This is a genomic window from Roseicyclus sp. (genome assembly GCF_052168335.1).
Lineage (GTDB): Bacteria > Pseudomonadota > Alphaproteobacteria > Rhodobacterales > Rhodobacteraceae > Roseibacterium.
The window spans coordinates 1-18,567 of sequence record NZ_JBQLZP010000090.1; the positions used below are offsets into that span (position 1 = coordinate 1).

At 70.4% G+C, this 18,567-nt stretch carries 24 protein-coding genes and 1 tRNA gene; 13 read left to right on the top strand and 12 right to left on the bottom strand.

What is annotated here, in order from left to right:
- The 5 genes from ACTS11_RS02875 to ACTS11_RS02895 all read right to left on the bottom strand — a co-directional run.
- A partial coding sequence (locus ACTS11_RS02875) for a M20/M25/M40 family metallo-hydrolase (protein WP_442638838.1) occupies window positions 1-547 on the bottom strand: 547 nt, incomplete at its 3' end.
- Window positions 548-590: 43 nt separating this feature from the next.
- Complete coding sequence (locus tag ACTS11_RS02880) at window positions 591-1,148, bottom strand: DUF4287 domain-containing protein (protein ID WP_442638839.1); 558 nt, start codon at window positions 1,146-1,148, stop codon at window positions 591-593.
- Window positions 1,149-1,157: 9 nt separating this feature from the next.
- Window positions 1,158-1,574 (bottom strand): SRPBCC family protein, encoded by a 417-nt coding sequence (locus ACTS11_RS02885; RefSeq protein WP_442638840.1) that lies wholly within the window; start codon window positions 1,572-1,574, stop codon window positions 1,158-1,160.
- 9 nt (window positions 1,575-1,583) lie between these two features.
- Window positions 1,584-1,910 (bottom strand): ArsR/SmtB family transcription factor, encoded by a 327-nt coding sequence (locus tag ACTS11_RS02890; RefSeq protein WP_442638841.1) that lies wholly within the window; start codon window positions 1,908-1,910, stop codon window positions 1,584-1,586.
- A gap of 233 nt (window positions 1,911-2,143) precedes the next feature.
- A tRNA-Ser gene (locus tag ACTS11_RS02895) sits at window positions 2,144-2,233 on the bottom strand.
- Window positions 2,234-2,441: 208 nt separating this feature from the next.
- Between ACTS11_RS02895 and ACTS11_RS02900 the strand changes: the two genes are divergently transcribed.
- The 8 genes from ACTS11_RS02900 to ACTS11_RS02935 all read left to right on the top strand — a co-directional run bounded on the left by ACTS11_RS02900 (window position 2,442) and on the right by ACTS11_RS02935 (window position 9,210).
- A complete protein-coding gene (locus ACTS11_RS02900) occupies window positions 2,442-3,302 on the top strand; it encodes a hypothetical protein (RefSeq protein ID WP_442638842.1) in 861 nt (286 codons plus the stop codon).
- Between the two features lie 206 nt (window positions 3,303-3,508).
- Window positions 3,509-4,156, top strand: a complete 648-nt coding sequence (locus ACTS11_RS02905) for a 50S ribosomal protein L21 (RefSeq protein WP_442638843.1) — start codon at window positions 3,509-3,511, stop codon at window positions 4,154-4,156.
- An 11-nt stretch (window positions 4,157-4,167) separates the two neighbouring features.
- A complete protein-coding gene (rpmA, locus tag ACTS11_RS02910; protein WP_442638844.1) occupies window positions 4,168-4,437 on the top strand; it encodes a 50S ribosomal protein L27 in 270 nt (89 codons plus the stop codon).
- Between the two features lie 139 nt (window positions 4,438-4,576).
- Complete coding sequence (locus ACTS11_RS02915) at window positions 4,577-5,116, top strand: GNAT family N-acetyltransferase (RefSeq protein ID WP_442638845.1); 540 nt, start codon at window positions 4,577-4,579, stop codon at window positions 5,114-5,116.
- Window positions 5,117-5,201: 85 nt separating this feature from the next.
- Window positions 5,202-6,239: a GTPase ObgE gene (gene obgE, locus ACTS11_RS02920; protein WP_442638846.1), complete on the top strand. Its 1,038-nt coding sequence runs from the start codon at window positions 5,202-5,204 to the stop codon at window positions 6,237-6,239.
- Window positions 6,227-7,357 (top strand): glutamate 5-kinase, encoded by a 1,131-nt coding sequence (proB, locus tag ACTS11_RS02925; protein WP_442638847.1) that lies wholly within the window; start codon window positions 6,227-6,229, stop codon window positions 7,355-7,357. The genes obgE and proB overlap by 13 nt, the downstream gene beginning before the upstream one ends.
- An 11-nt stretch (window positions 7,358-7,368) precedes the next feature.
- Window positions 7,369-7,893 carry an antibiotic biosynthesis monooxygenase family protein gene (locus ACTS11_RS02930; protein WP_442638848.1) on the top strand — a complete coding sequence of 175 codons (525 nt, stop codon included), beginning with the start codon at window positions 7,369-7,371 and terminating at the stop codon, window positions 7,891-7,893.
- A gap of 51 nt (window positions 7,894-7,944) precedes the next feature.
- A complete protein-coding gene (locus ACTS11_RS02935) occupies window positions 7,945-9,210 on the top strand; it encodes a glutamate-5-semialdehyde dehydrogenase (RefSeq protein WP_442638849.1) in 1,266 nt (421 codons plus the stop codon).
- A 19-nt stretch (window positions 9,211-9,229) separates the two neighbouring features.
- On the opposite strand, the gene ACTS11_RS02940 is transcribed toward ACTS11_RS02935, so the two are convergent.
- From ACTS11_RS02940 to ACTS11_RS02950, 3 genes are read right to left on the bottom strand one after another with little or no spacing between them, the layout of a single operon-like run.
- Complete coding sequence (locus ACTS11_RS02940; RefSeq protein WP_442638850.1) at window positions 9,230-9,553, bottom strand: hypothetical protein; 324 nt, start codon at window positions 9,551-9,553, stop codon at window positions 9,230-9,232.
- 27 nt (window positions 9,554-9,580) lie between these two features.
- Entirely contained in the window at window positions 9,581-10,093 is a 513-nt protein-coding gene (locus tag ACTS11_RS02945) for an SRPBCC family protein (protein WP_442638851.1), read from the bottom strand.
- Entirely contained in the window at window positions 10,090-10,422 is a 333-nt protein-coding gene (locus ACTS11_RS02950; protein WP_442638852.1) for an ArsR/SmtB family transcription factor, read from the bottom strand. Before ACTS11_RS02950 ends, ACTS11_RS02945 begins: the two co-directional genes overlap by 4 nt.
- A gap of 126 nt (window positions 10,423-10,548) precedes the next feature.
- Here ACTS11_RS02950 and ACTS11_RS02955 point away from each other — a divergent pair, with 126 nt between their 5' ends.
- The gene (locus ACTS11_RS02955) at window positions 10,549-11,736 is read left to right on the top strand and encodes a trans-sulfuration enzyme family protein (protein ID WP_442638853.1); all 1,188 of its coding nucleotides are present in this window, start codon (window positions 10,549-10,551) and stop codon (window positions 11,734-11,736) included.
- Window positions 11,737-11,739: 3 nt separating this feature from the next.
- Here ACTS11_RS02955 and ACTS11_RS02960 read toward each other — a convergent pair whose 3' ends face one another.
- Together ACTS11_RS02960 and ACTS11_RS02965 are read right to left on the bottom strand one after the other, a co-directional pair.
- Window positions 11,740-12,123: a hypothetical protein gene (locus tag ACTS11_RS02960; RefSeq protein WP_442638854.1), complete on the bottom strand. Its 384-nt coding sequence runs from the start codon at window positions 12,121-12,123 to the stop codon at window positions 11,740-11,742.
- Window positions 12,095-12,514: a hypothetical protein gene (locus tag ACTS11_RS02965; protein WP_442638855.1), complete on the bottom strand. Its 420-nt coding sequence runs from the start codon at window positions 12,512-12,514 to the stop codon at window positions 12,095-12,097. Before ACTS11_RS02965 ends, ACTS11_RS02960 begins: the two co-directional genes overlap by 29 nt.
- Window positions 12,515-12,766: 252 nt before the next feature.
- Here ACTS11_RS02965 and ACTS11_RS02970 point away from each other — a divergent pair, with 252 nt between their 5' ends.
- From ACTS11_RS02970 to ACTS11_RS02980, 3 genes are all read left to right on the top strand, one after another.
- On the top strand, window positions 12,767-13,855 hold the full coding sequence (locus ACTS11_RS02970) for an ATP-binding protein (protein ID WP_442638856.1): 1,089 nt from the start codon (window positions 12,767-12,769) through the stop codon (window positions 13,853-13,855).
- Between the two features lie 235 nt (window positions 13,856-14,090).
- Entirely contained in the window at window positions 14,091-14,534 is a 444-nt protein-coding gene (aroQ, locus tag ACTS11_RS02975; protein ID WP_442638857.1) for a type II 3-dehydroquinate dehydratase, read from the top strand.
- Window positions 14,531-15,334, top strand: a complete 804-nt coding sequence (locus tag ACTS11_RS02980; protein WP_442638858.1) for a LuxR family transcriptional regulator — start codon at window positions 14,531-14,533, stop codon at window positions 15,332-15,334. The genes aroQ and ACTS11_RS02980 overlap by 4 nt, the downstream gene beginning before the upstream one ends.
- A gap of 391 nt (window positions 15,335-15,725) precedes the next feature.
- On the opposite strand, the gene tsf is transcribed toward ACTS11_RS02980, so the two are convergent.
- Together tsf and rpsB are read right to left on the bottom strand one after the other, a co-directional pair.
- Window positions 15,726-16,601, bottom strand: coding sequence for a translation elongation factor Ts (gene tsf / locus ACTS11_RS02985; RefSeq protein ID WP_442638859.1), 876 nt, complete (start codon window positions 16,599-16,601; stop codon window positions 15,726-15,728).
- 147 nt (window positions 16,602-16,748) lie between these two features.
- Window positions 16,749-17,555 carry a 30S ribosomal protein S2 gene (gene rpsB / locus ACTS11_RS02990; protein WP_442638860.1) on the bottom strand — a complete coding sequence of 269 codons (807 nt, stop codon included), beginning with the start codon at window positions 17,553-17,555 and terminating at the stop codon, window positions 16,749-16,751.
- Between the two features lie 202 nt (window positions 17,556-17,757).
- Between rpsB and ACTS11_RS02995 the strand changes: the two genes are divergently transcribed.
- Window positions 17,758-18,567 (top strand): PfkB family carbohydrate kinase (locus ACTS11_RS02995; RefSeq protein ID WP_442638861.1); only part of this gene is annotated, 810 nt, incomplete at its 3' end.

An 18,567-nucleotide genomic window follows, 5' to 3' on the forward strand; every position in this document is an offset into this window, starting at 1 on the left:
CGGCGGACAGCAGGTCGCCCCGCGCGGCGCAGATCTCCGCGAGGCCGGGCGAGCCGATCTCCTCGCCCATCTCGATCAGCCAGACGGCGTTGAACCCGAGCCGACCGCGCGTGGCGACGACGGCCCGCATGGCGGTGAGGTTGACCCAGAACTGGCCCTTGTTGTCGGCGATGCCGCGCCCGTAGAGGCACCCTTCGTCGGGCGCGTCGGTGAGCCGCCAGGGATCGCGCCCCTCGCGCCAGCGCCCCGCCATGCCCGGCACCGTGTCGCCGTGGGAATAGCCGAGCACCGTCGGCAGGCCCTCGCCCTCGATGCGCCGCGCGATGAGGAAGGGCCGGCCCTCGGCCTCCACGCGCGTCAGGGCGAAGCCGTCGCGGGCGAGCTCGGCCCCGACGTGGTCGAGATAGGCCGGAAGGACGGTGGCCGCGTCGGGGGCCGTCGCATCGGTCGGGAAGGCGATGAGCCGTGCGAGCCCTTCCCGGAAGGGCTCGGCGGCGGCCATGTCGCGGGCGCGCGCGACGGCGGCGGAACGGTCATGCTCGGTCATGGCGCATGACTGGCGCGGATCGCGCGCCTTCGCAAGGGCGGGGCTACAGCCCCGCGGCGGCGCGCAGATGGGCGAGGACGCCCCCCATGTCGTCGTCCTGCCCGACCTCGAGCAGGAGCCGGAAGCGGTCGCTGCCGCCGAGGCGCGGCGCGGGCGGGAGCGGGTGGCGGGACGTGTCCTGCCCGACGAGGGCGAGCACCAGAACGGCGCCGGAGTGCCGGGGACGCGCGGCGACGGCGAACTGCACCGGCGCACCGAGGCCCACATAAGCCTTGCGCGGCATGAGCCGCACCTCCGGCCGGTCGGCCGCCAGCACGGCGTGGAGGTCGCGCAGCAGGGCCGCGCCGCGTGTGCCGAGGACCGCCGCCACCGGGTCGCCCTCGGAGGCATCCGTGTCGCGCTCCCGCCACTTGCGGACGATGATCTGCGCCGTGACATGGCCGAGGCCATGCGTGGTCTTCAGCCAGGTCACGGCGGCAGCGGGCTTCTCGAACGGCCCCGCACCGTCGAGGAGTCCGATCCAGTCGTCGGGGGTCCGCCCGGTCTTCCCCGCGAGGTTGGCGAGGACGGCGGCGTCCATCTCGGCGGGACTGAGGGCCATGGTCGCGCCTCACGCCGTCCGGGGGGAGGCGAGATGCAAGGGCAGCTTCTTGCCGAGGAGGTCGCGCCACCCGAAGCCGAGCGCGATGCGCGGGATGACGTTGGAAAGCCCCGCGAAGCCCGCGTGGCGCAGGGTCAGGCGCGTGCCCTCCGGCGCCTCCTCCAGATCGAAGCTCACCCGCGTGTCGAGCGGCCCGCCCCGCCAGCTGACGACCAGCCGCGCGGGCGGCGACAGCTCCAGCACCTCGCAATGCACCGTCCCGTCGAAGCCCGGCGCGGGCTTCGTGCGGAAGGTGAAGCAATGCCCGACCTTGGGGCGGATGTCGTTCGGCATGAGCCACGCGGAAAGCTGCACGCTGTCGGTCAGGGCATGCCAGACCATCTCGCGCGGGAAGGGCAGGGTGCGGGTGATCTCGATGTCCTTCATCGCTGTCCCTCAGGTCTTCATGCGCGACAGGTGGGCTTCGAGCGCGTCGAGCCTGCCCGTCCAGAACGCCTCGTATTTCGAAAGCCAGTCCGCGACCTCGCGCAGCTCGGCGGCGCGCACGCCGTAGTAGGTGCGCCGCCCCTCCGCCCGCGCGTCCACGAGGCCCGCGAGGCGCAGCACCTGCATGTGCTGCGAGACCGAGGGCTGCGCGATGCCGAGCTTGTCCGCGAGAAAGCCCACGGTGCGCTCCTCGGTCAGCATCAGGTCCAGCATCCGCCGACGGTTCGGGTCGGCGATGGCCCGGAACGGGTCCTGGTTCTGCGATACCTGGGTCATCTTTTCCTGCATGTGGCGGCTCGAATCACATATAGGCATTTACCTATTATAGCAACCGGGCAGCACGCGGGATGGGGCATCAGCCGCGAAGAATGGAGCGAAGAGGGCCGCCGAAGCACCCGCGCACGCCCTCAACCGCGCCAACGGCGGAACCCGTGACCGCCGTCAGCCCGTGGGCTGCGCGTCCTGATCCGACGGGACTGGGAAAACAGGTTCCGACCGGGGTCGGAAAGTGGCGGAGAGACAGGGATTCGAACCCTGGGTGGACTTGCGCCCACAACGGTTTTCGAGACCGCCCCGTTCGACCACTCCGGCACCTCTCCGCAGGCATGGTGGCCATGTGAGGGCGCGATGTAGCGAATGGTCCGGGTGCGCGCAAGAGGGCGCTGTCATCCGGTGGGCGGAGACGCGCGCCGGGCGTTCCGGGCTCACGTTCCCGGCATCCGACCGCCGAGGCGTCCGCCCCGCGCTGGAAAAACCCGCGCGCCGACGCCATGTTGGCGCAAGGCCCCGCCGCATATCGGAGTTCCCATGTTGCGCATGCTTTCGCTCGCCCTTCCTCTCGCCGCGCTGCTCGCCGCCGGCCTGACCCTTCGCGCCGAAGCGCAGGAGGCTCCCCTCTCCGAGCGTGCGCCCGAGGTGGCGCGCATGCTCGAGACGCTCGGCGTCTACGACGTGCTCGGGATCATGGCGGCCGAGGGTGAGGCCGCGGCGCTGACGCTCGAGGACGAGATGTTCCCGGGCGACGGCGGTGCCGCCTGGGCCGCCGAGGCGAGCCGCCTGCAGAGCGCCGACCGCATGACCGCGCTTTTCGAGGAGGCGTTTCCCTTCGGCGACATGACGGCGGAGGAGGTCGCGCAGGTGACGCGCTTCTTCGAGGCCGAGCCCGGACGCAGCATTGCGGCGGCCGAGATCGCGGGGCGCCGCGCCTTCCTCGACCCCGCGACGGAGGAAGCCGCGAACGCCGCCTTCCGCGAGGCCGTCGCCTCGGCGGACCCGCGCGTCGACCTCCTGACCGGGTTCATCGAGGCCAACGACCTCGTCGAGCGGAACGTGCAGGGCGCGCTCAACTCGAACTTCGCCTTCTACCGCGGGCTCGCCGACGGCGAGGCCTTCGCGGTCGACATGCCGGAGGAGCTGATGCTGTCCGAGGTCTGGGGGCAGGAGCCGCAGCTGCGCCACGATACGATCGAGTGGCTCTATTCGTTCCAGCTCTCGGCCTATTCGGGCCTCGCGGACGGCGACATCGAGGCCTATACCGCGTTTTCCGAGACGGCGGCGGGGCAGGCGCTGAACGCCGCGCTTTTCCGGGCCTTCGACGCGGTCTTCGAGCGGCTGAGCTACGATCTCGGCGTCGCCGCCGCGCGCTTCATCGCGGGCGAGGACGCCTGAGCGCGAAGGGCCCCGCGGCCCTTGACAGCGGGGCGCTTGTGAGGCATCTGGCGGCCTCTTCCCGGCGCTGCCCCGTGCGGCACCGGGTGAATCGCTGACAACCGCCCCCGACGGGGCGCGCTGCCCGAGGCGGGACGGATCGCATCCTCCCCAGGAACGCCGGGAGACCGGGGCCACAGGGCGCGGGAGACAAGAAGGACACGCGCATGTTCGCGGTGATGAAGACCGGCGGAAAGCAGTACCGGGTGCAGCCCGGCGACCGCCTGCGGATCGAGAAGCTCGCGGCCGACGCGGGCGAGACCGTGCAGTTCAACGAAGTGCTGATGCTGGGCGGCGACGCGCCCGTCGTGGGCAGCCCGCTGGTGTCGGGCGCCGCGGTGCAGGCCCTCGTGGTCGACCAGGTGAAGGGCGAGAAGCTCATCCACTACGTCAAGCGCCGCCGCAAGCACTCGTCGCAGCGCAAGAAGGGCCACCGTCAGAAGCTGACGCTGGTGCAGATCACCGAGATCCTGCCCTCGGGCGCGGACAAGTCCGGCGTGAAGGCCGCCATGGGTGCGGGCTCGGCGCCCGCCGCCGTCGCATCGGCCCCCGCCGCGAAGCCCGCCAAGGCCGAGAAGAAGGCCGAGGCGCCCGCGAAGGCCGCGGCGCCCGCGGGCGGCGACGATCTCAAGCAGCTCTCGGGCGTGGGCCCCGCGCTGGAGAAGAAGCTCCATGAGGCGGGCGTCACGTCCTTCGCCCAGATCGCCGCATGGACCGACGCGGACGTTGCCGCGTTCGACGAGAAACTGAACTTCAAGGGCCGGATCGAGCGCGAAGGCTGGATCGAACAGGCCAAGAAGCTCGCTGAAGGCTGAGGAGAGACGACATGGCACACAAGAAGGCAGGTGGTAGCTCCCGCAACGGCCGCGACAGCGCGGGCCGGCGCCTGGGCGTGAAGAAGTTCGGCGGCGAGGCCGTGATCCCGGGCAACATCATCGTGCGCCAGCGCGGCACCAAGTGGTGGCCGGGCGCGGGCGTCGACATGGGCAAGGATCACACGATCTTCGCCGTGTCCGAGGGCCGGGTGTCCTTCGCCCAGGGCTTCAAGGGCCGCACCTACATTTCGGTCCTCCCGTCGGCGGAGGCCGCCGAGTAGCGCCGCGATCTCAGGGGAAGTTTCCACGAGGGGCCGGCAAAAGAGCCGGCCCTTTTCGCATTTTCGACATGCTCTTGTGCGACGCGGGCGCCATGCCCAGTTGAAGAACAGGCGGTTGGTTCGGAGGAGGACCAGACCCATGAAGCAGGAAACCATCGTCCCCCAGCCGGTGATCGAGGCGCCGCGCATGGTGCTGCGTCCGCTGCGTCCGTCGGATGCCGGGCTGATGGCGCTCTACGCCTCGGACAAGCGCGTGGCCGAGATGACGACGACCATCCCCCATCCTCTGCCGCCCGGCACGATCGAGGCCTTCATCGCGCAGGCGATGCGCCCCGAGAGCGACGAAGCCGTCTGGGCCATGGACGCCACGGATTTCGGCGGGTCCGAGGTGCTCGGGGTCGTCTCGCTCAAGCGGATGGACCGCAACCAGTCCGAGATCGGCTACTGGGTCGCGCCCGCGCTCTGGAACACCGGCTTCGCCTCCGAGGCGGTGAACGCGATGGTGGCCGCCAACCCCCTGGGCAACAAGACCATTTTCGGCAGCGTCTTCCAGGACAACCCGGGCTCGGCGCGGGTGCTGACGAATGCCGGCTTCGAATACCTGGGCGACGCCGAGGCCTTCTCGGTCGCACGGGGCGCGAAGGTGCCGACATGGACTTACCTCAAGCGTTTGGGGTAAGGGTCTGACGTCCGGGGCCTCGGCCCGCGGGTTTTCCTTGCCAGAATGCAGGACGCGCCTCTCGGGGCCGGTCCGGGTGGAGTCCATGAAGTTTCTCGATCTCGCCAAGGTCTACATCCGCTCGGGCTCGGGCGGCGGCGGGGCCGTCAGCTTCCGGCGCGAGAAGTTCGTGGAATACGGCGGCCCCGACGGCGGCGATGGCGGCAGCGGCGGCGACGTCTGGGCCGAGGCCGTGGACGGGCTCAACACGCTCATCGACTTCCGCTACCAGCAGCACTTCTTCGCCAAGAACGGCCAGCCCGGCATGGGCCGCCAGCGCTCGGGCAAGGACGGCGACGACATCGTGCTGCGCGTGCCCGCGGGAACCGAGATCCTCGAGGAGGACGAGGAGACCGTGATCGCCGATCTCGCCAGGGCGGGCGAGCGGGTGCTGCTGGCCAGGGGCGGAAACGGCGGCTTCGGCAACCTCCACTTCAAGACCTCGACGAACCAGGCCCCGCGCCGCGCGAACGCGGGCCAGCCGGGGATCGAGCGCACGATCTGGCTGAGGCTGAAGCTGATCGCCGACGCGGGCCTCCTCGGCCTGCCCAACGCGGGCAAGTCCACCTTCCTCGCCGCGACCTCGAACGCGCGGCCGAAGATCGCGGACTATCCCTTCACCACGCTGGTGCCGAACCTCGGTGTCGTCGGCATCGACGGCGTGGAATTCGTCGTGGCCGACATCCCGGGCCTCATCGAGGGCGCGCACGAGGGCAGGGGCCTCGGCGACATGTTCCTCGGCCATGTCGAGCGCTGCGCGGTCCTTCTGCATCTCGTCGATGGCACGTCCGAGGACGTGGTGGCCGATTACGAGACGATCATCGGAGAGCTCGAGGCCTACGGCGCGGGCCTCGACAAGAAGCCGCGCATCACCGCGCTGAACAAGATCGACGCCCTGGCCGACGAGGAGATCGCCGAGAAGCGCGCCGCGCTCGAGGAGGCGTCGGGCGGCAAGGTGCTGACCATGTCGGGCGTGTCGGGCACCGGCCTGCCCGAGGTGCTGCGCGCGCTCCGCCAGCGGATCGACGCGGGCCGCCTGCGCACCCGGCGCGAGGAGGGGGAGGCGGGGCCGTGGAGACCCTGACGCCCACCCGTCCGCCCGCGCTGGCCGAGGCGCGGCGCCTCGTCGTCAAGATCGGCTCGGCGCTGCTGGTCGACCGGGAGACCGGCGCGCTGCGGTCGGACTGGCTCGCCTCGATGGTCGCGGACGTGGCGCGGATCAAGGCGCGGGGTACGGACGTGATCCTCGTCTCGTCGGGCTCCATCGCGCTCGGGCGCGGCGTGCTTGGGCTGGGGCAGGGGGCGCTCTCGCTCGACGAGGCGCAGGCGGCGGCCGCTGTCGGCCAGATCCGCCTCGCCCGCGCCTACGAGGAGGCGCTCGCCCCCCACGGCATCACCGCCGCGCAGATCCTGCTGACGCTGGACGATTCGGGCGACCGGCGGCGCTATCTCAACACGCGGGCGACGATGGCGGCGCTGCTGGCGCGGGGCGCGGTGCCCATCGTGAACGAGAACGACACCATCGCCACGGACGAGATCCGCTACGGCGACAACGACCGGCTGGCCGCGCAGGTGGCGGCGATGGCGGCGGCCGATGTCTGCGTGCTCCTGTCGGACGTCGACGGCCTCTACACCGCGAACCCGAGGCTCGACCCATCCGCCAGGCATCTGCCGGTGATCGAGGCGATCACGCCCGAGATCGAGGCGATGGCGGGTGACGCCGGGTCCGGCCTGTCGAAGGGCGGCATGAAGACCAAGGTGATGGCCGCGCGCACCGCCACGGCGGCGGGCTGCGCCATGGCCATCGCGAAGGGCGAGACGATGCACCCGCTGACCGCGCTGGAGCAGGGCGCGCGCACGACCTGGTTCACCGCGACGCTCGACCCGCAGGCGGCGCGCAAGCGCTGGATCTCGGCGATGAAGCCGCGCGGCACGCTGAGGCTCGACGCGGGGGCGGTGGCGGCGCTCGGGCGGGGCAAGTCGCTGCTGCCCGCGGGCGTCACGGCGGTGACGGGCGCCTTCAAGCGCGGCGACCCGGTGATGCTGGAGGGGCCGGACGGCGGCGCGCTCGGCCTCGGGCTCTCGCGCTACGACGCGGCCGAGACGCGCGCCATCGCGGGCCACCGCTCGGACGAGATCGGGGCGATCCTGGGCTATCCGGGGCGCGCGGCGCTGGTGCACCGGGACGACATGGCGCTCTGAGGGAGGCGGGGATGCTGGGGCTCTTCTTCGACGTGCGGCCGAAGCCCGGCCACATGGTCCATTACTTCGAGCATGTGGACCGGCTGAAGCCGATCCTCGCGGGGCACGCGGGCCTCCTCTACCTCGAGCGGTTCCGCCCGCTCGACGACCCCGACGCGCTCCTGTCCCACCAGCACTGGGCGGACGAGGCGGCACTCCTCGGCTGGCGGCGCGACGCGACGCACCGGGCGAGCCAGTCGGCCGGGCGCAAGGTGCATTTCGAGGACTACCGCATCCGCGTCGGCGGCGCCGTGACCCGGCCGGAGGGGGAGGGACGCTATGTGCTGACCTTCGCCGGCACCGAACCGCTCGAAGGCCGCGCCTACGAGAGCGTCACGCGGCCGGGACGCTTCCTGACCGTGGCCGAGGCCGCGACGGGCGCGGCGGCGCAGGCGCTGGCCGAGGCTGCGCGGGAGGCGGGGGCGGAGGAAATCCACGTCTTCGCCATCTCGCGGGACTACACGCTGACCGACCGGGTCGAGGCGCCGCGCGACTGAGTGGACAGGGGCGGGACGATCGCCTATCCCGCGCGGGACACGGAGGCTGCCATGGACGAGACGACCGACATCGCAAGCATGATGCGCGCCATCGGCGCGGCGGCGAGGGACGCCGCGGCCGAGCTTGCCTATGCGACGCCCGAGGCCAAGCGCCACGCGCTCGAGGTCGCGGCGGAGGCGGTCCTCGCCCGCAAGGAGGCCATCGTCGCCGCCAACGCGAAGGACATGGCGTTCGGCAGGGAGAAGGGCCTCTCGCCCGCCATGCTCGACCGGCTGATGCTCGACGGCAGGCGGATCGACGGGATCGTCGCGGGCCTGCGCGCCGTCGCCGCGCAGCAGGACCCCGTGGGCGCCGTCATGGCGGAGTGGGACATGCCCTCGGGCCTGCACATCCGCCGCGTGCGCACGCCGCTCGGCGTCATCGGCGTGATCTACGAGAGCCGCCCGAACGTCACGGCGGACGCGGGCGCCCTGTGCCTGAAGTCGGGGAACGCCGTGATCCTGCGCGGCGGGTCGGAGAGCTTCCATTCCTCGGGTGCGCTGGTGGACTGCCTGAAGGCGGGGCTGCGCGCCGCCAACCTGCCCGAGGACGCGGTGCAACTCGTCCCCACGCGCGACCGGGCGGCGGTGCGCGCGCTCCTGACCATGACGGAGTTCGTGGACGTGATCGTGCCGAGGGGCGGCAAGGGCCTCGTCGGGCTCGTTCAGGCCGAGGCGCGGGTGCCGGTCTTCGCGCATCTGGAAGGGATCTGTCACGTCTACATCGACAAGGCGGCCGACCCCGAGGTGGCGCTGAAGGTCACGCTCAACGCCAAGACGCGGCGGACCGGCATCTGCGGCGCGGCGGAGTGCCTGCTGATCCACCGCGAGGTGCTCGACACGATCGGGCAGGGCGTCGTGCGCGCGCTGATCGACGCGGGCGTCGAAGTCAGGGGCGACGAGTTCTTGCAGAAGATCGAGGGCGTCGTGCCCGCCACGGCCGAGGACTGGGGCCGCGAGTTCCTGGACATGATCCTCGCCGCGCGGGTCGTCGACGACATCGACGCGGCCATCGCCCATATCCGGCGTCACGGCTCCTCGCACACGGAGAGCATCCTGACCGAGGACGACGCGGCGGCGGCGCGGTTCTTCGAGCGGCTCGATTCGGCGATCCTGATGCGCAACGCCTCGACCCAGTTCGCCGACGGGGGCGAGTTCGGGATGGGGGCGGAGATCGGCATCGCGACCGGCAAGCTGCATGCACGGGGCCCCGTGGGGGCGGAACAGCTCACCTCGTTCAAGTATCTCGTGACGGGGCAGGGGACGGTGCGGCCCTGAAGCCGCGCCGCCCCTGTTCTCACATCTCCATCGGCACGATCTCGGCCACCTCGACATGGCCGCCATCCGCGACCATCGGGTTGCCCTTCGCCATGGTGCAGGCGGCCTCGAGGCTCTCGGCCTCGACGATGGACCAGCCGAAGGCCGGGTTCTCGACGCCCGCGCTGACCCCGTTCGCGTCGACCCGCATCGACTTGCCGACCGGCTCGCCCGGATCGACGAGGGCCGGACCGATGCCGCCCATCCAGGCGCCCCAGGCGGCCATGGCGGCCTGGCCTTCCTCCTCGGTGGCGGGGGGCGTGAACCCCGCTTCGGCGTGGTAGATGTAGAGGTATCTGGGCATGGCGCCCTCCCTTGGCTCTGGTGAAACTCAGGCGTCCGAAACTCGGGCGTCGGGCCGCTCGTGGGGGCGGAGCGACGTGTCGAGGAACGTGTCGAGCTTGCGCAGCGTCGAGGTCCAGCCGCGCGTGTGCTCCTGCGCCGCCTCGAGCCCCGGCAGTTCGCGGTGGTGGAGCGTCAGGCGCGTGCCGGTGGCGGTCTCCTCCACGGTGAAGGTGACATGGCTTTCGGGGCCCCGCGCGCCGTCGGGGTCGTGCCAGGCCCAGGTGAAGCCGACCGATCCCCGTCCGTCCTCGGGCGGACGCACATGGGTGACATGGCCCGAGACCTTCATGGAATTGCCGCTCTCCTTGCCGGTCATCACGCAGAACCAGGGGCCGGTGCGCGCAAGGTCCATGGCGCAGTCCTCGAGATAGACGCCCTCGGGCCCGAACCACTGGATGAGCTGGACCGGCTCGGTCACGGCGCGCCAGAGGCGAGTGAGAGCCACGGGATAGTCCCGCACGAACTCGATGTCGGCGGTCTCGGTCGTCGTCGTGGTCATGGCGCGTCTCCTTCGGGATCGAGTGCCAGAAGCGTGTCGAGGCGGTCGAGGCTCCCCGCCCAGAAGGCGCGGTGTTCCATCGTCCAGCCGTGGATCGCGCGCAGCGCCTCGGGGCGGGCGGAATAGTAGCGGTGCGTGCCCTGCACCCGCTGCACGATCAGCCCCGCCGCGCGCAGGACCTTCAGGTGGCGCGAGACGGCGGGGGCCGAGACCTCGACGCCTTCGGCCAGCGCGCCGGCGGGCAGTTCGCCCTGCGTCAGAAGCTTCTCGACGAGGGACAGGCGCGTCGGGTCGGAGAGGGCGGCGAAGGTGCTGTGCAGATCGGTCATGGGTTCATCCTGCGCCGATTCCGTATTTCGCACAATCGTTAATTAACGGAAGTGGAAATATCGGCCCGATTGACGCCGCCAAGCGCTCTGCTACCACGGCGCCCAGGGACAAGAAGGACAGCAACCATGACCGACCGCCGCAACGATATCCCCGAAACCCTCGTGCGCCGCCGTGCGCTGGCCGAGGGGGTCAGCCGGCCGGTCGTGACGCCGATCCAACCCTCCGTCGTCTATGCCTCGCCCTCGATCGACATGCTGCATGCCCAGTACGAGGGCCGCGAGAAGGGTTACACCTACGCCCGGGAAGGGCACCCGAACGCGACGCTCCTGGCCGAGAAGATCGACGCGATGGAGGGCGCGGAAGGCGGCATCGTGCTCGGCTCGGGCATGGCGGCCGTGACCGCCGCGCTTATGGGCGTGCTGGGGGCAGGGGACCATGTCATCGGGGGCAGCCAGCTCTATGGCAGGTCGCTGCGCCTCATGCACCAGGACCTCGCGCGCTTCGGCATCGCGACGAGCCTCGCCGACCCGACCGACACCGGGGCCTTCCGCGCCGCGATCCGGCCCGAGACGAAGATGATCCTCGTCGAGGTCGTCTCGAACCCGACGCTGCGCGTGGCCGACATGGAGGGGATCGCGCGCGTCGCGAAGGAGGCGGGCGTGCTCCTCGCCGTCGACAACACCTTCACCACGCCGCGCGCCTGGCGGCCCCTCGAGCACGGTGCGGACATCGTCATCCACTCGGTGACGAAGCTCCTCGCCGGGCATTCCGACGTGACGCTCGGCTGGGTCGCGGCGAAGGATGCGACGGTCGCGCGGAAGATCTACGATTTCTCCGTGACGGTGGGCTTCACGCCCTCGCCCTACGAGTGCTGGCTGGCCGAGCGCGGGCTCTACACCTTCCCGCTGCGTTACGACCGGGCGGAGGCGAACGCCGCGATGCTGGCCGATCACCTCGCCGGCCATCCCAAGATCGCGCGCGTGCTCTACCCGGGCCGCGACGACCACCCCGACCGCGCGCGCGTCAAGGCGCTGCTCGGCGGACGGACGGGCAACATGGTCAGCTTCGAGATCGCGGGCGACGGCGCGGCGGCCAACCGGATGGTGATGGCGGCGCCCCAGCTGCCCTTCGCGCCGACGCTCGGCGACGTGGGCACGACGCTGAGCCACCCGGCGTCGTCCTCGCACCGGGCGCTGACGCCCGAGGGGCGCGCGGCGCTCGGCATCTCGGACGGGTTCTTCCGCGTCTCCGTGGGGATCGAGGAGATCGAGCTTCTGAAGGCCGACTTCGACCAGGCGCTCGCGGCCGTCTGAGCCTCAGGGGCAGCGCGCCCAGGTCACGACCGAGCCGTCCCGCACGAGGCCGAGACCGTCCACGAGCGGCACGAGGATCACGCGCCCGCCGTCGAAGGTCATGCCCTCGCCGGTGCAGGAGAGGTCGAAGGCCATCGCGTCCATGCCCGGGATCGGGAAGGGGTTGGTCAGGTCGCAGGCGTTCTCGACCCCTTGCAGCGTCTGCCCGACGATGCCGACCGCGCCGCCGTCCATGCCGAGCGTGGCGCAATCCCATGTGCCCTGTCCGGGCGGGTAGTAGAGGCCCTGGACCCGGTCGAGGAGGCTCTGTGCCGCAACGGGCGAGGCCAGAACGCAGAGAAGCGCTGCAACAAGCGCCTCAGAGCGAATGGAGCGGGGACGAGCCATCGAGCACCACCACGTCGAAGTTGAGGTCGGGCGACTGCGCCTCGACCTCGCGGCGGATGAGATTGGCCGAGGGAAGCCGGTCCACGAGCGCGAGATACCGCCCGCGATAGCCGCGCTGGCTGAGATAGCGGGCCAGGTCGATGGCGTCGAATACCGGCGTCAGCAGCGGCGACAGCACGAGGGCAGGGGCGTCGGGACCGCTGAAGCGGATCGAATCGAGTTCCTCGTAGGTCACGCGCGCGATGTAGGAGCGGGGCTCGAGCACGTTGCGCGGCAGCAGGTCCAGCGCCGCAGGCGCCAGCGCGACCGCGAGCACGGTCCGCGAACGCGCGTCCCCGGGGACGGGATCGCCTTCGGTCCCTGTCAGCTTCTTGTCGCGGCCGTCCATCATGGTTCAGCCCTGATTACCCGGCAGGTGGTCGTTTCCCGGCTGGGCGACGCATCGCAAGCCCGGGAAGAAGGGCGCGCCGTGCCGCCCGCCTCGCCGCGATAGTAGCAAATCCCATTTCCCACGCAATAAAAGATTGTCGGTGAAACAATTCCTTAACGTCGCACGGTTGGCGCAAGGGGCGGCGTCAGAAGCGTTGTCAGATTGCGCGATTTGCGCCAGACCATCGCTGCGCGATGCTCGGGCGGGACAGCGATGACCGAAAGCCAGTTGACCACAGTGATGGAGGCCGTTCCCGAGCCGATGCTGCACATCGACGGGCAGGGGACGATCCAGGCGACGAACGCTGCCGCGCGGGCGCTGCTCGGCGAGTGGATTCTCGGACGCAGCTATGCGGCGGTGCTGCGCCAGCCGGGTCTTCTGGGCCGGATCGAAGCCGTGCAGGCCGAGGGGCAGGCGGGCGAGGCCCGCTTCGAGCTCGCCGACAGCGCCGGGGGCATCCAGTTCCGGGTCCGCATCTCGGTCCTCCCGGAGCAGGGCGGCCGGGATCGCACATCCGGCGCGCGCTGGCCGATCCTGCTGCACTTCACCGACATCACGCACCTGCGCGAGGCCGAGGAGATGCGGCGCGACTTCGTGGCGAACGTCAGCCACGAGCTGCGCACGCCGCTGACGGCCGTTCTGGGTTTCATCGAGACGCTGCGCGGCCCGGCGAAGGAGGACGCGGCGGCGCGCGACCGGTTCCTCTCCATCATGGAGGACGAGGCGCGGCGGATGAACCGTCTCGTCTCGGACCTCCTGTCGCTCAGCCGGGTCGAGGCGGCCGAGCGGATGCGCCCCTCCGACATCGTGGACCTCGGCGCGGTCCTCGACGGCGTGATCGCCGCGATGCGACCGGCGGCGGAGGAGAACGGCAACACGGTCGAACTCCTCCGAGACGGCCTGGCCCGGCCGGACGACGACCGGCTGCGCGCGCTGATCCACGGCGACCGCGACCAGCTCATGCAGGTCTTCCTGAACCTGACGGAGAACGCGCTGAAATACGGCGGGCCCAACAAGCCGGTGACGGTCCGGATACTGCGCGAGGAGGGCAGCGCCAGCCTCAAGGGTCCGGTCATCCGCGTGGATGTCATCGACCGTGGCGACGGCATCGACGCCCAGCACATTCCGCGGCTGACCGAACGCTTCTACCGCGTGGACACGCACCGTTCGCGCGCCATGGGCGGCACGGGCCTCGGGCTTGCCATCGTGAAGCACATCGTCAACCGGCACCGGGGGCGGTTGCGGATCGCCAGCGAGAAGGGGCGCGGCAGCACCTTCAGCGTGCTGTTTCCCGAGGCGTGAGCACAGGACGCCGCACATCCGTTTCGCCCATAATCATGATTATGTTAATCACGAATGCCCCGGAACGGACGCCCCCGCGGATGACCCCGGCACGACCGGCGCATGAAGCGAGCGCCCCAAGCCAATGCTTTCACGACTCAAAACATGGCTCACCGGCAACGGTGTGCCGGACGACTTCTTCCCTTTCACTTGACGGTGCAGTCAATATACTTCGCGCGCAGAGGGTTAACGCATCATGAGCATACTCGTCCTCAACGGGCCCAACCTGAACCTGCTCGGGACCCGTGAGCCCGGCATCTACGGCAGCACCACGCTGGCGGAGATCGAGGCCATGTGCCGCGCGCTCGGCGCGGAACTGGGCCACGACATCGCCTTCGTGCAGTCGAACCACGAAGGCGCCCTCGTCGATGCGCTGCACGCCGCGAGAACGGTCCATGACGGCGTCATCATCAACGCCGGCGCCTATACCCACACCTCCGTCGCGCTCCGCGACGCGATCTCGGCGACGGGCCTCAAGGCGATCGAGCTGCATCTCTCGAACACCCATGCGCGCGAGAGCTTCCGCCATGTCTCGCTGATCGCGCCGGTCTGCGTCGGCGTCATCCAGGGCTTCGGCCCCGACAGCTATCTCCTGGCGCTCCGGGCGATGGCGGGCATCCTCGCGAGGGCATCGACGTGAAGCGCCTCAAGCCCTACCTCGCCATGGACAACGTGGACGATCTCTGGGCGCACCACACCCGCGTCATGGCCGATTTCGGGTTCGACCGGCTGTTCTACGCCTTCAACGCCTTCCGCGGAGCGGGTCTCTACGACAACCCGAAGGATGCGCTCGTCCTCACCAACATGCCCACGGACTACATCGAGGCCTATGTGGGCGGCGGCATGTTCCGCGACGGCGTGATGATGCGGTGGGCGATCCGCAACACGGGCGCGGCGAGTTGGCGGGCCGTCTACGAACATATGGCGGTCGAAGCCCCGACCCGCGGCGAGCGCGCCATGCGCGAACTGAACGAGCGTCACGGCATCCTCGCGGGTTACACGATCAGCTTTCCCATGGCGATCAAGAACGCCAATGCCGGGATCGGCATGGCCGTGCGGCGCGGACTGACGCAGGACGACGCCGACGCGATCTGGGCCCGGCATGGCGAGGAGATCGAGATCATCAACCACGTCGCGCACCTGTGCATCCTGCAACTGCCGGCGACGGGTCAGCAGCGCCTGTTGACCGAGCGTCAGGCCGAGGTGCTGGAGCTCGTGGCCGACGGCAAGACGATGCAGGACATCGCCCTTCTGCTCGGGCGCAACGTCGCGACGGTGGAAAAGCATCTGCGCGGCGCGCGCGACGCGCTCGGCGTCGAAACGACCGCCCAGGCGGTGCGCAAGGCCTCGATACTGAACCAGATTTTCCGTCTCGACCGCCGGGCGTCGCCCGAACGCCCGAGCCCACATCTGGCGGGCGCAGTGTTGCAGGGACGCTAGATTCGGTGTCTTTTATCGTCCGGTAAGGAAATCCCGACTTCTCGAAAGCCTCATCCTGACGCAAGGTGAGGCTGTTCGGCGAGTGATGGCAATTGTTGCCAGGAACATCGGGCCGAGGGGCGCAATAGATCGCCGCACCGACGTCCGCACCCGGTCTTCTGGGTGGGTTGGCGGCGCGACGGATGTGATTTCACCGCTCGCGTCGCCGTTTCGACCGACCGATACGGATTGTCCCCTGTTCACCCGTGTCGCGGTCAGGGCGGCGTCGTCACGTCCCTGCACGGCGCCGCCCACCACTCTCTCGCTTTCCCCCGCAGAACGAAAAACGCGGGGCAGACCTCCCTGCCCCGCGCCCGGTCCGCGCGATGCGCGGACGCCGTGTCCCGTGACCTCAGCCCTTGACGGCCTTGGCGACCTCGGCGGCGAAGTCCTCCTTCAGGACCTCGATGCCCTCGCCGACCTCGAGCCGGACGAAGCCGGTGATGGAGACGCCGGCCTCCTTGGCGGCGGCGCCCACCGTCAGGTCGGGGTTCACCACGAACTGCTGGTTCAGGAGCGTCACCTCGGCCAGGTACTTCTTCATCCGGCCCTCGATCATCTTCTCGATGACCGCCTCGGGCTTGCCGCTCTCGCGGGCGATGTCCATCTGGACCGACCGCTCCTTCTCGACCATCGCCGGGTCCACGTCGCCCTCGTCGAGCGCGGCGGGGTTCACGGCGGCGACATGCATCGCGACCTGGCGGGCGAAGCCCTCGTCCGCGCCGGTGAAGGCCACGAGAACGCCGATCTTGCCCATGCCGGGCGCTGCGGCGTTGTGGACGTAGGAGACGACGCTCTCGCCCGTCAGCTTGGCCATGCGGCGCAGCGTCATGTTCTCGCCGATCTTGGCGATGGCGTCGGTGACGATCGTCTCGACTTCCTTGCCGTCGATCTTGGTGGTCTTCAACGCCATGAGGTCGTCGGCGCCGAGCGCCGCGGTCGCGATCTTCGACACCATGCCCTGGAACTCGGCGTTCTTGGCGACGAAGTCGGTCTCGGAGTTCACCTCGACGGCGACGGCGGTGCCGCCCTCGGCCGCGACGGCCACGAGGCCCTCGGCGGCGGTGCGGCCCGACTTCTTCGCGGCCTTCGCGAGGCCCTTGGTGCGCAGCCAGTCGACGGCGGCGTCCATGTCGCCGTCGGTCTCGGTCAGCGCCTTCTTGGCGTCCATCATGCCTGCGCCGGTCGACTCGCGCAGTTCCTTCACCATTGCAGCGGTAATCGCCATGGTCGGTCTCCTGATTGGTCTTGCCCTTGCCGGGACGACACCCGGCTCCGAATGCAAGTGCCGGGAGCGGTCCCGGTCCTCAACTCTTCCGGGCCGGGTGATACCCCGGCCCGCATGTCATGTCCGTGACGGTCCGTCCGCGCCCGGTCAGGCGTCGGCGTCCTCGTCCGCGGTCTCGGCCACCGGCTCGCCCTCGTCGGCGAGCGCCTCCTCCTCGGGGAGGGTCTCGAAGGCGCCGATGTCGACGCCCGCGGTCGCCATCTGCGCCGACATGCCGTCGAGCGCCGCGCGGCTGACGAGGTCGCAGTAGAGCGCGATGGCGCGCGCCGCGTCGTCGTTGCCGGGGATGATGTAGTCCACGCCGTCGGGCGAGCAGTTGGTGTCGACCACCGCCACGACCGGGATGCCGAGCTTGCGGGCCTCGAGGATGGCGAGGTCCTCCTTGTTCACGTCGATGACGAACAGGAGGTCCGGCAGGCCGCCCATCTCGCGGATGCCGCCGAGCGAGGCCTGCAGCTTCTGCTGGTCACGCTCCATGCCGAGGCGCTCCTTCTTGGTCAGGCCCTCGAGGCCCTCCGCGAAGCGCTGGTCGATCTCCTTCAGACGCGCGATCGAGTTCGACACGGTCTTCCAGTTGGTCAGCGTGCCACCGAGCCAGCGGTGGTTCATGTAGTACTGCGCGCAGCGCTCGGCGGCGTCCGCGATCGGCTTCTGCGCCTGGCGCTTGGTGCCGACGAAGAGGATGCGGCCGCCCTTGGCCACCGTCTCGCGGATGACGTTGAGCGCCTGGTCGAGCAGCTCGACCGTCTGCGTCAGGTCGATGATGTGGATGCCGTTGCGGTCGCCGTAGATGTACGGAGCCATCCGCGGGTTCCAGCGCTGCGTCTGGTGACCGAAGTGAACGCCAGCCTCGAGAAGCTGACGCAAGGAGAAATCGGGGAGCGCCATGTCCATTCCTTTCCGGTTTCGCGCCTCGGCGGAGGTTCAGAGGGTCGCCCCTCAACCGGTGGACCGAACGGGGATGTCTCCCCCGAAAGCCCGCCTCCGCCTGTGAAGTGAGCGCGCAGTTAGGGGGTTTTCCGGGGATTGGCAAGCCCCCTGCCCCTTTCGCGGTCCCGGATGGACGCGGGCGCGCGCTGCGGCTAGGGCTGTGCGCATGAGCGCGCCACCCGACATCCTCTGCATCGGCTCCGTCCTCTGGGACGTGATCGGGCGCTGCCCCGTGCCCATGGCGCCCGGCAACGACCGGCCGGGGCGGATCGAGCGCCTGCCGGGCGGCGTCGCGCTCAACATCGCGATGACGCTCCGCCGCTTCGACCTGACCCCGGCGCTCCTCACCGTTGTGGGCGACGATCCCGAGGGGCGCGACCTTCTGGCAGAATGCGGGCGCATGGGCCTCGTGACCGAGCACGTCCTCGTCGACCGCGACCTGCCGACGGACCGCTACATGGCGATCGAGGCGGCGGGGGAACTGGTGGCCGCCGTCGCCGACGCCCATTCGCTCGAGGCCGCGGGCGCGCGCATCCTTGCGCCGCTTTCGGACGGGCGGCTGGGAAGCGGCGAGGCCCCCTGGCGCGGCGCCATCGCCATCGACGGCAACCTGACCGAGGGCCTGCTGGCCGCGATCGCCGAAAGCCCCGTCTTCGCGGAGGCGGACCTGAGGCTCGTGCCCGCGAGCCCCGGCAAGGCCGAGCGGCTGCGTCCCCTCCTCGCCCATCCGCGCGCCACGCTCTACGTCAACCGCGAGGAGGCGGCGCTTATCGCGGGCCTCCCCTGCGCCACGGCCGAGGACGGCGCCCGCGCGCTCCATTCCGCGGGCGCGCGGCGCGTCGTCGTCACCAACGGCGGCGGCGAGGCGGTCGAGGCCGACGCCGCGGGCCTGCACCGCGCGGTTCCGCCCCGCGTCGAGGCGCGCCGCATCACCGGCGCGGGCTTGCGCGAGAGTCACGGGCACGACGTGTCCATC

What these genes read in the sequence shown, in the direction of transcription:
- ACTS11_RS02880 (WP_442638839.1), bottom strand. Translation starts at nt 1,148, where the DNA reads ATGGCCCTCAGTCCCGCCGAGATGGACGCCGCCGTCCTCGCCAACCTC.
- ACTS11_RS02885 (WP_442638840.1), bottom strand. Translation starts at nt 1,574, where the DNA reads ATGAAGGACATCGAGATCACCCGCACCCTGCCCTTCCCGCGCGAGATG.
- ACTS11_RS02890 (WP_442638841.1), bottom strand. Translation starts at nt 1,910, where the DNA reads ATGACCCAGGTATCGCAGAACCAGGACCCGTTCCGGGCCATCGCCGAC.
- ACTS11_RS02900 (WP_442638842.1), top strand. Translation starts at nt 2,442, where the DNA reads ATGTTGCGCATGCTTTCGCTCGCCCTTCCTCTCGCCGCGCTGCTCGCC.
- ACTS11_RS02905 (WP_442638843.1), top strand. Translation starts at nt 3,509, where the DNA reads ATGTTCGCGGTGATGAAGACCGGCGGAAAGCAGTACCGGGTGCAGCCC.
- rpmA (WP_442638844.1), top strand. Translation starts at nt 4,168, where the DNA reads ATGGCACACAAGAAGGCAGGTGGTAGCTCCCGCAACGGCCGCGACAGC.
- ACTS11_RS02915 (WP_442638845.1), top strand. Translation starts at nt 4,577, where the DNA reads ATGAAGCAGGAAACCATCGTCCCCCAGCCGGTGATCGAGGCGCCGCGC.
- obgE (WP_442638846.1), top strand. Translation starts at nt 5,202, where the DNA reads ATGAAGTTTCTCGATCTCGCCAAGGTCTACATCCGCTCGGGCTCGGGC.
- ACTS11_RS02930 (WP_442638848.1), top strand. Translation starts at nt 7,369, where the DNA reads ATGCTGGGGCTCTTCTTCGACGTGCGGCCGAAGCCCGGCCACATGGTC.
- ACTS11_RS02935 (WP_442638849.1), top strand. Translation starts at nt 7,945, where the DNA reads ATGGACGAGACGACCGACATCGCAAGCATGATGCGCGCCATCGGCGCG.
- ACTS11_RS02940 (WP_442638850.1), bottom strand. Translation starts at nt 9,553, where the DNA reads ATGCCCAGATACCTCTACATCTACCACGCCGAAGCGGGGTTCACGCCC.
- ACTS11_RS02945 (WP_442638851.1), bottom strand. Translation starts at nt 10,093, where the DNA reads ATGACCACGACGACGACCGAGACCGCCGACATCGAGTTCGTGCGGGAC.
- ACTS11_RS02950 (WP_442638852.1), bottom strand. Translation starts at nt 10,422, where the DNA reads ATGACCGATCTGCACAGCACCTTCGCCGCCCTCTCCGACCCGACGCGC.
- ACTS11_RS02955 (WP_442638853.1), top strand. Translation starts at nt 10,549, where the DNA reads ATGACCGACCGCCGCAACGATATCCCCGAAACCCTCGTGCGCCGCCGT.
- ACTS11_RS02960 (WP_442638854.1), bottom strand. Translation starts at nt 12,123, where the DNA reads ATGGCTCGTCCCCGCTCCATTCGCTCTGAGGCGCTTGTTGCAGCGCTT.
- ACTS11_RS02965 (WP_442638855.1), bottom strand. Translation starts at nt 12,514, where the DNA reads ATGATGGACGGCCGCGACAAGAAGCTGACAGGGACCGAAGGCGATCCC.
- ACTS11_RS02970 (WP_442638856.1), top strand. Translation starts at nt 12,767, where the DNA reads ATGACCGAAAGCCAGTTGACCACAGTGATGGAGGCCGTTCCCGAGCCG.
- aroQ (WP_442638857.1), top strand. Translation starts at nt 14,091, where the DNA reads ATGAGCATACTCGTCCTCAACGGGCCCAACCTGAACCTGCTCGGGACC.
- tsf (WP_442638859.1), bottom strand. Translation starts at nt 16,601, where the DNA reads ATGGCGATTACCGCTGCAATGGTGAAGGAACTGCGCGAGTCGACCGGC.
- rpsB (WP_442638860.1), bottom strand. Translation starts at nt 17,555, where the DNA reads ATGGACATGGCGCTCCCCGATTTCTCCTTGCGTCAGCTTCTCGAGGCT.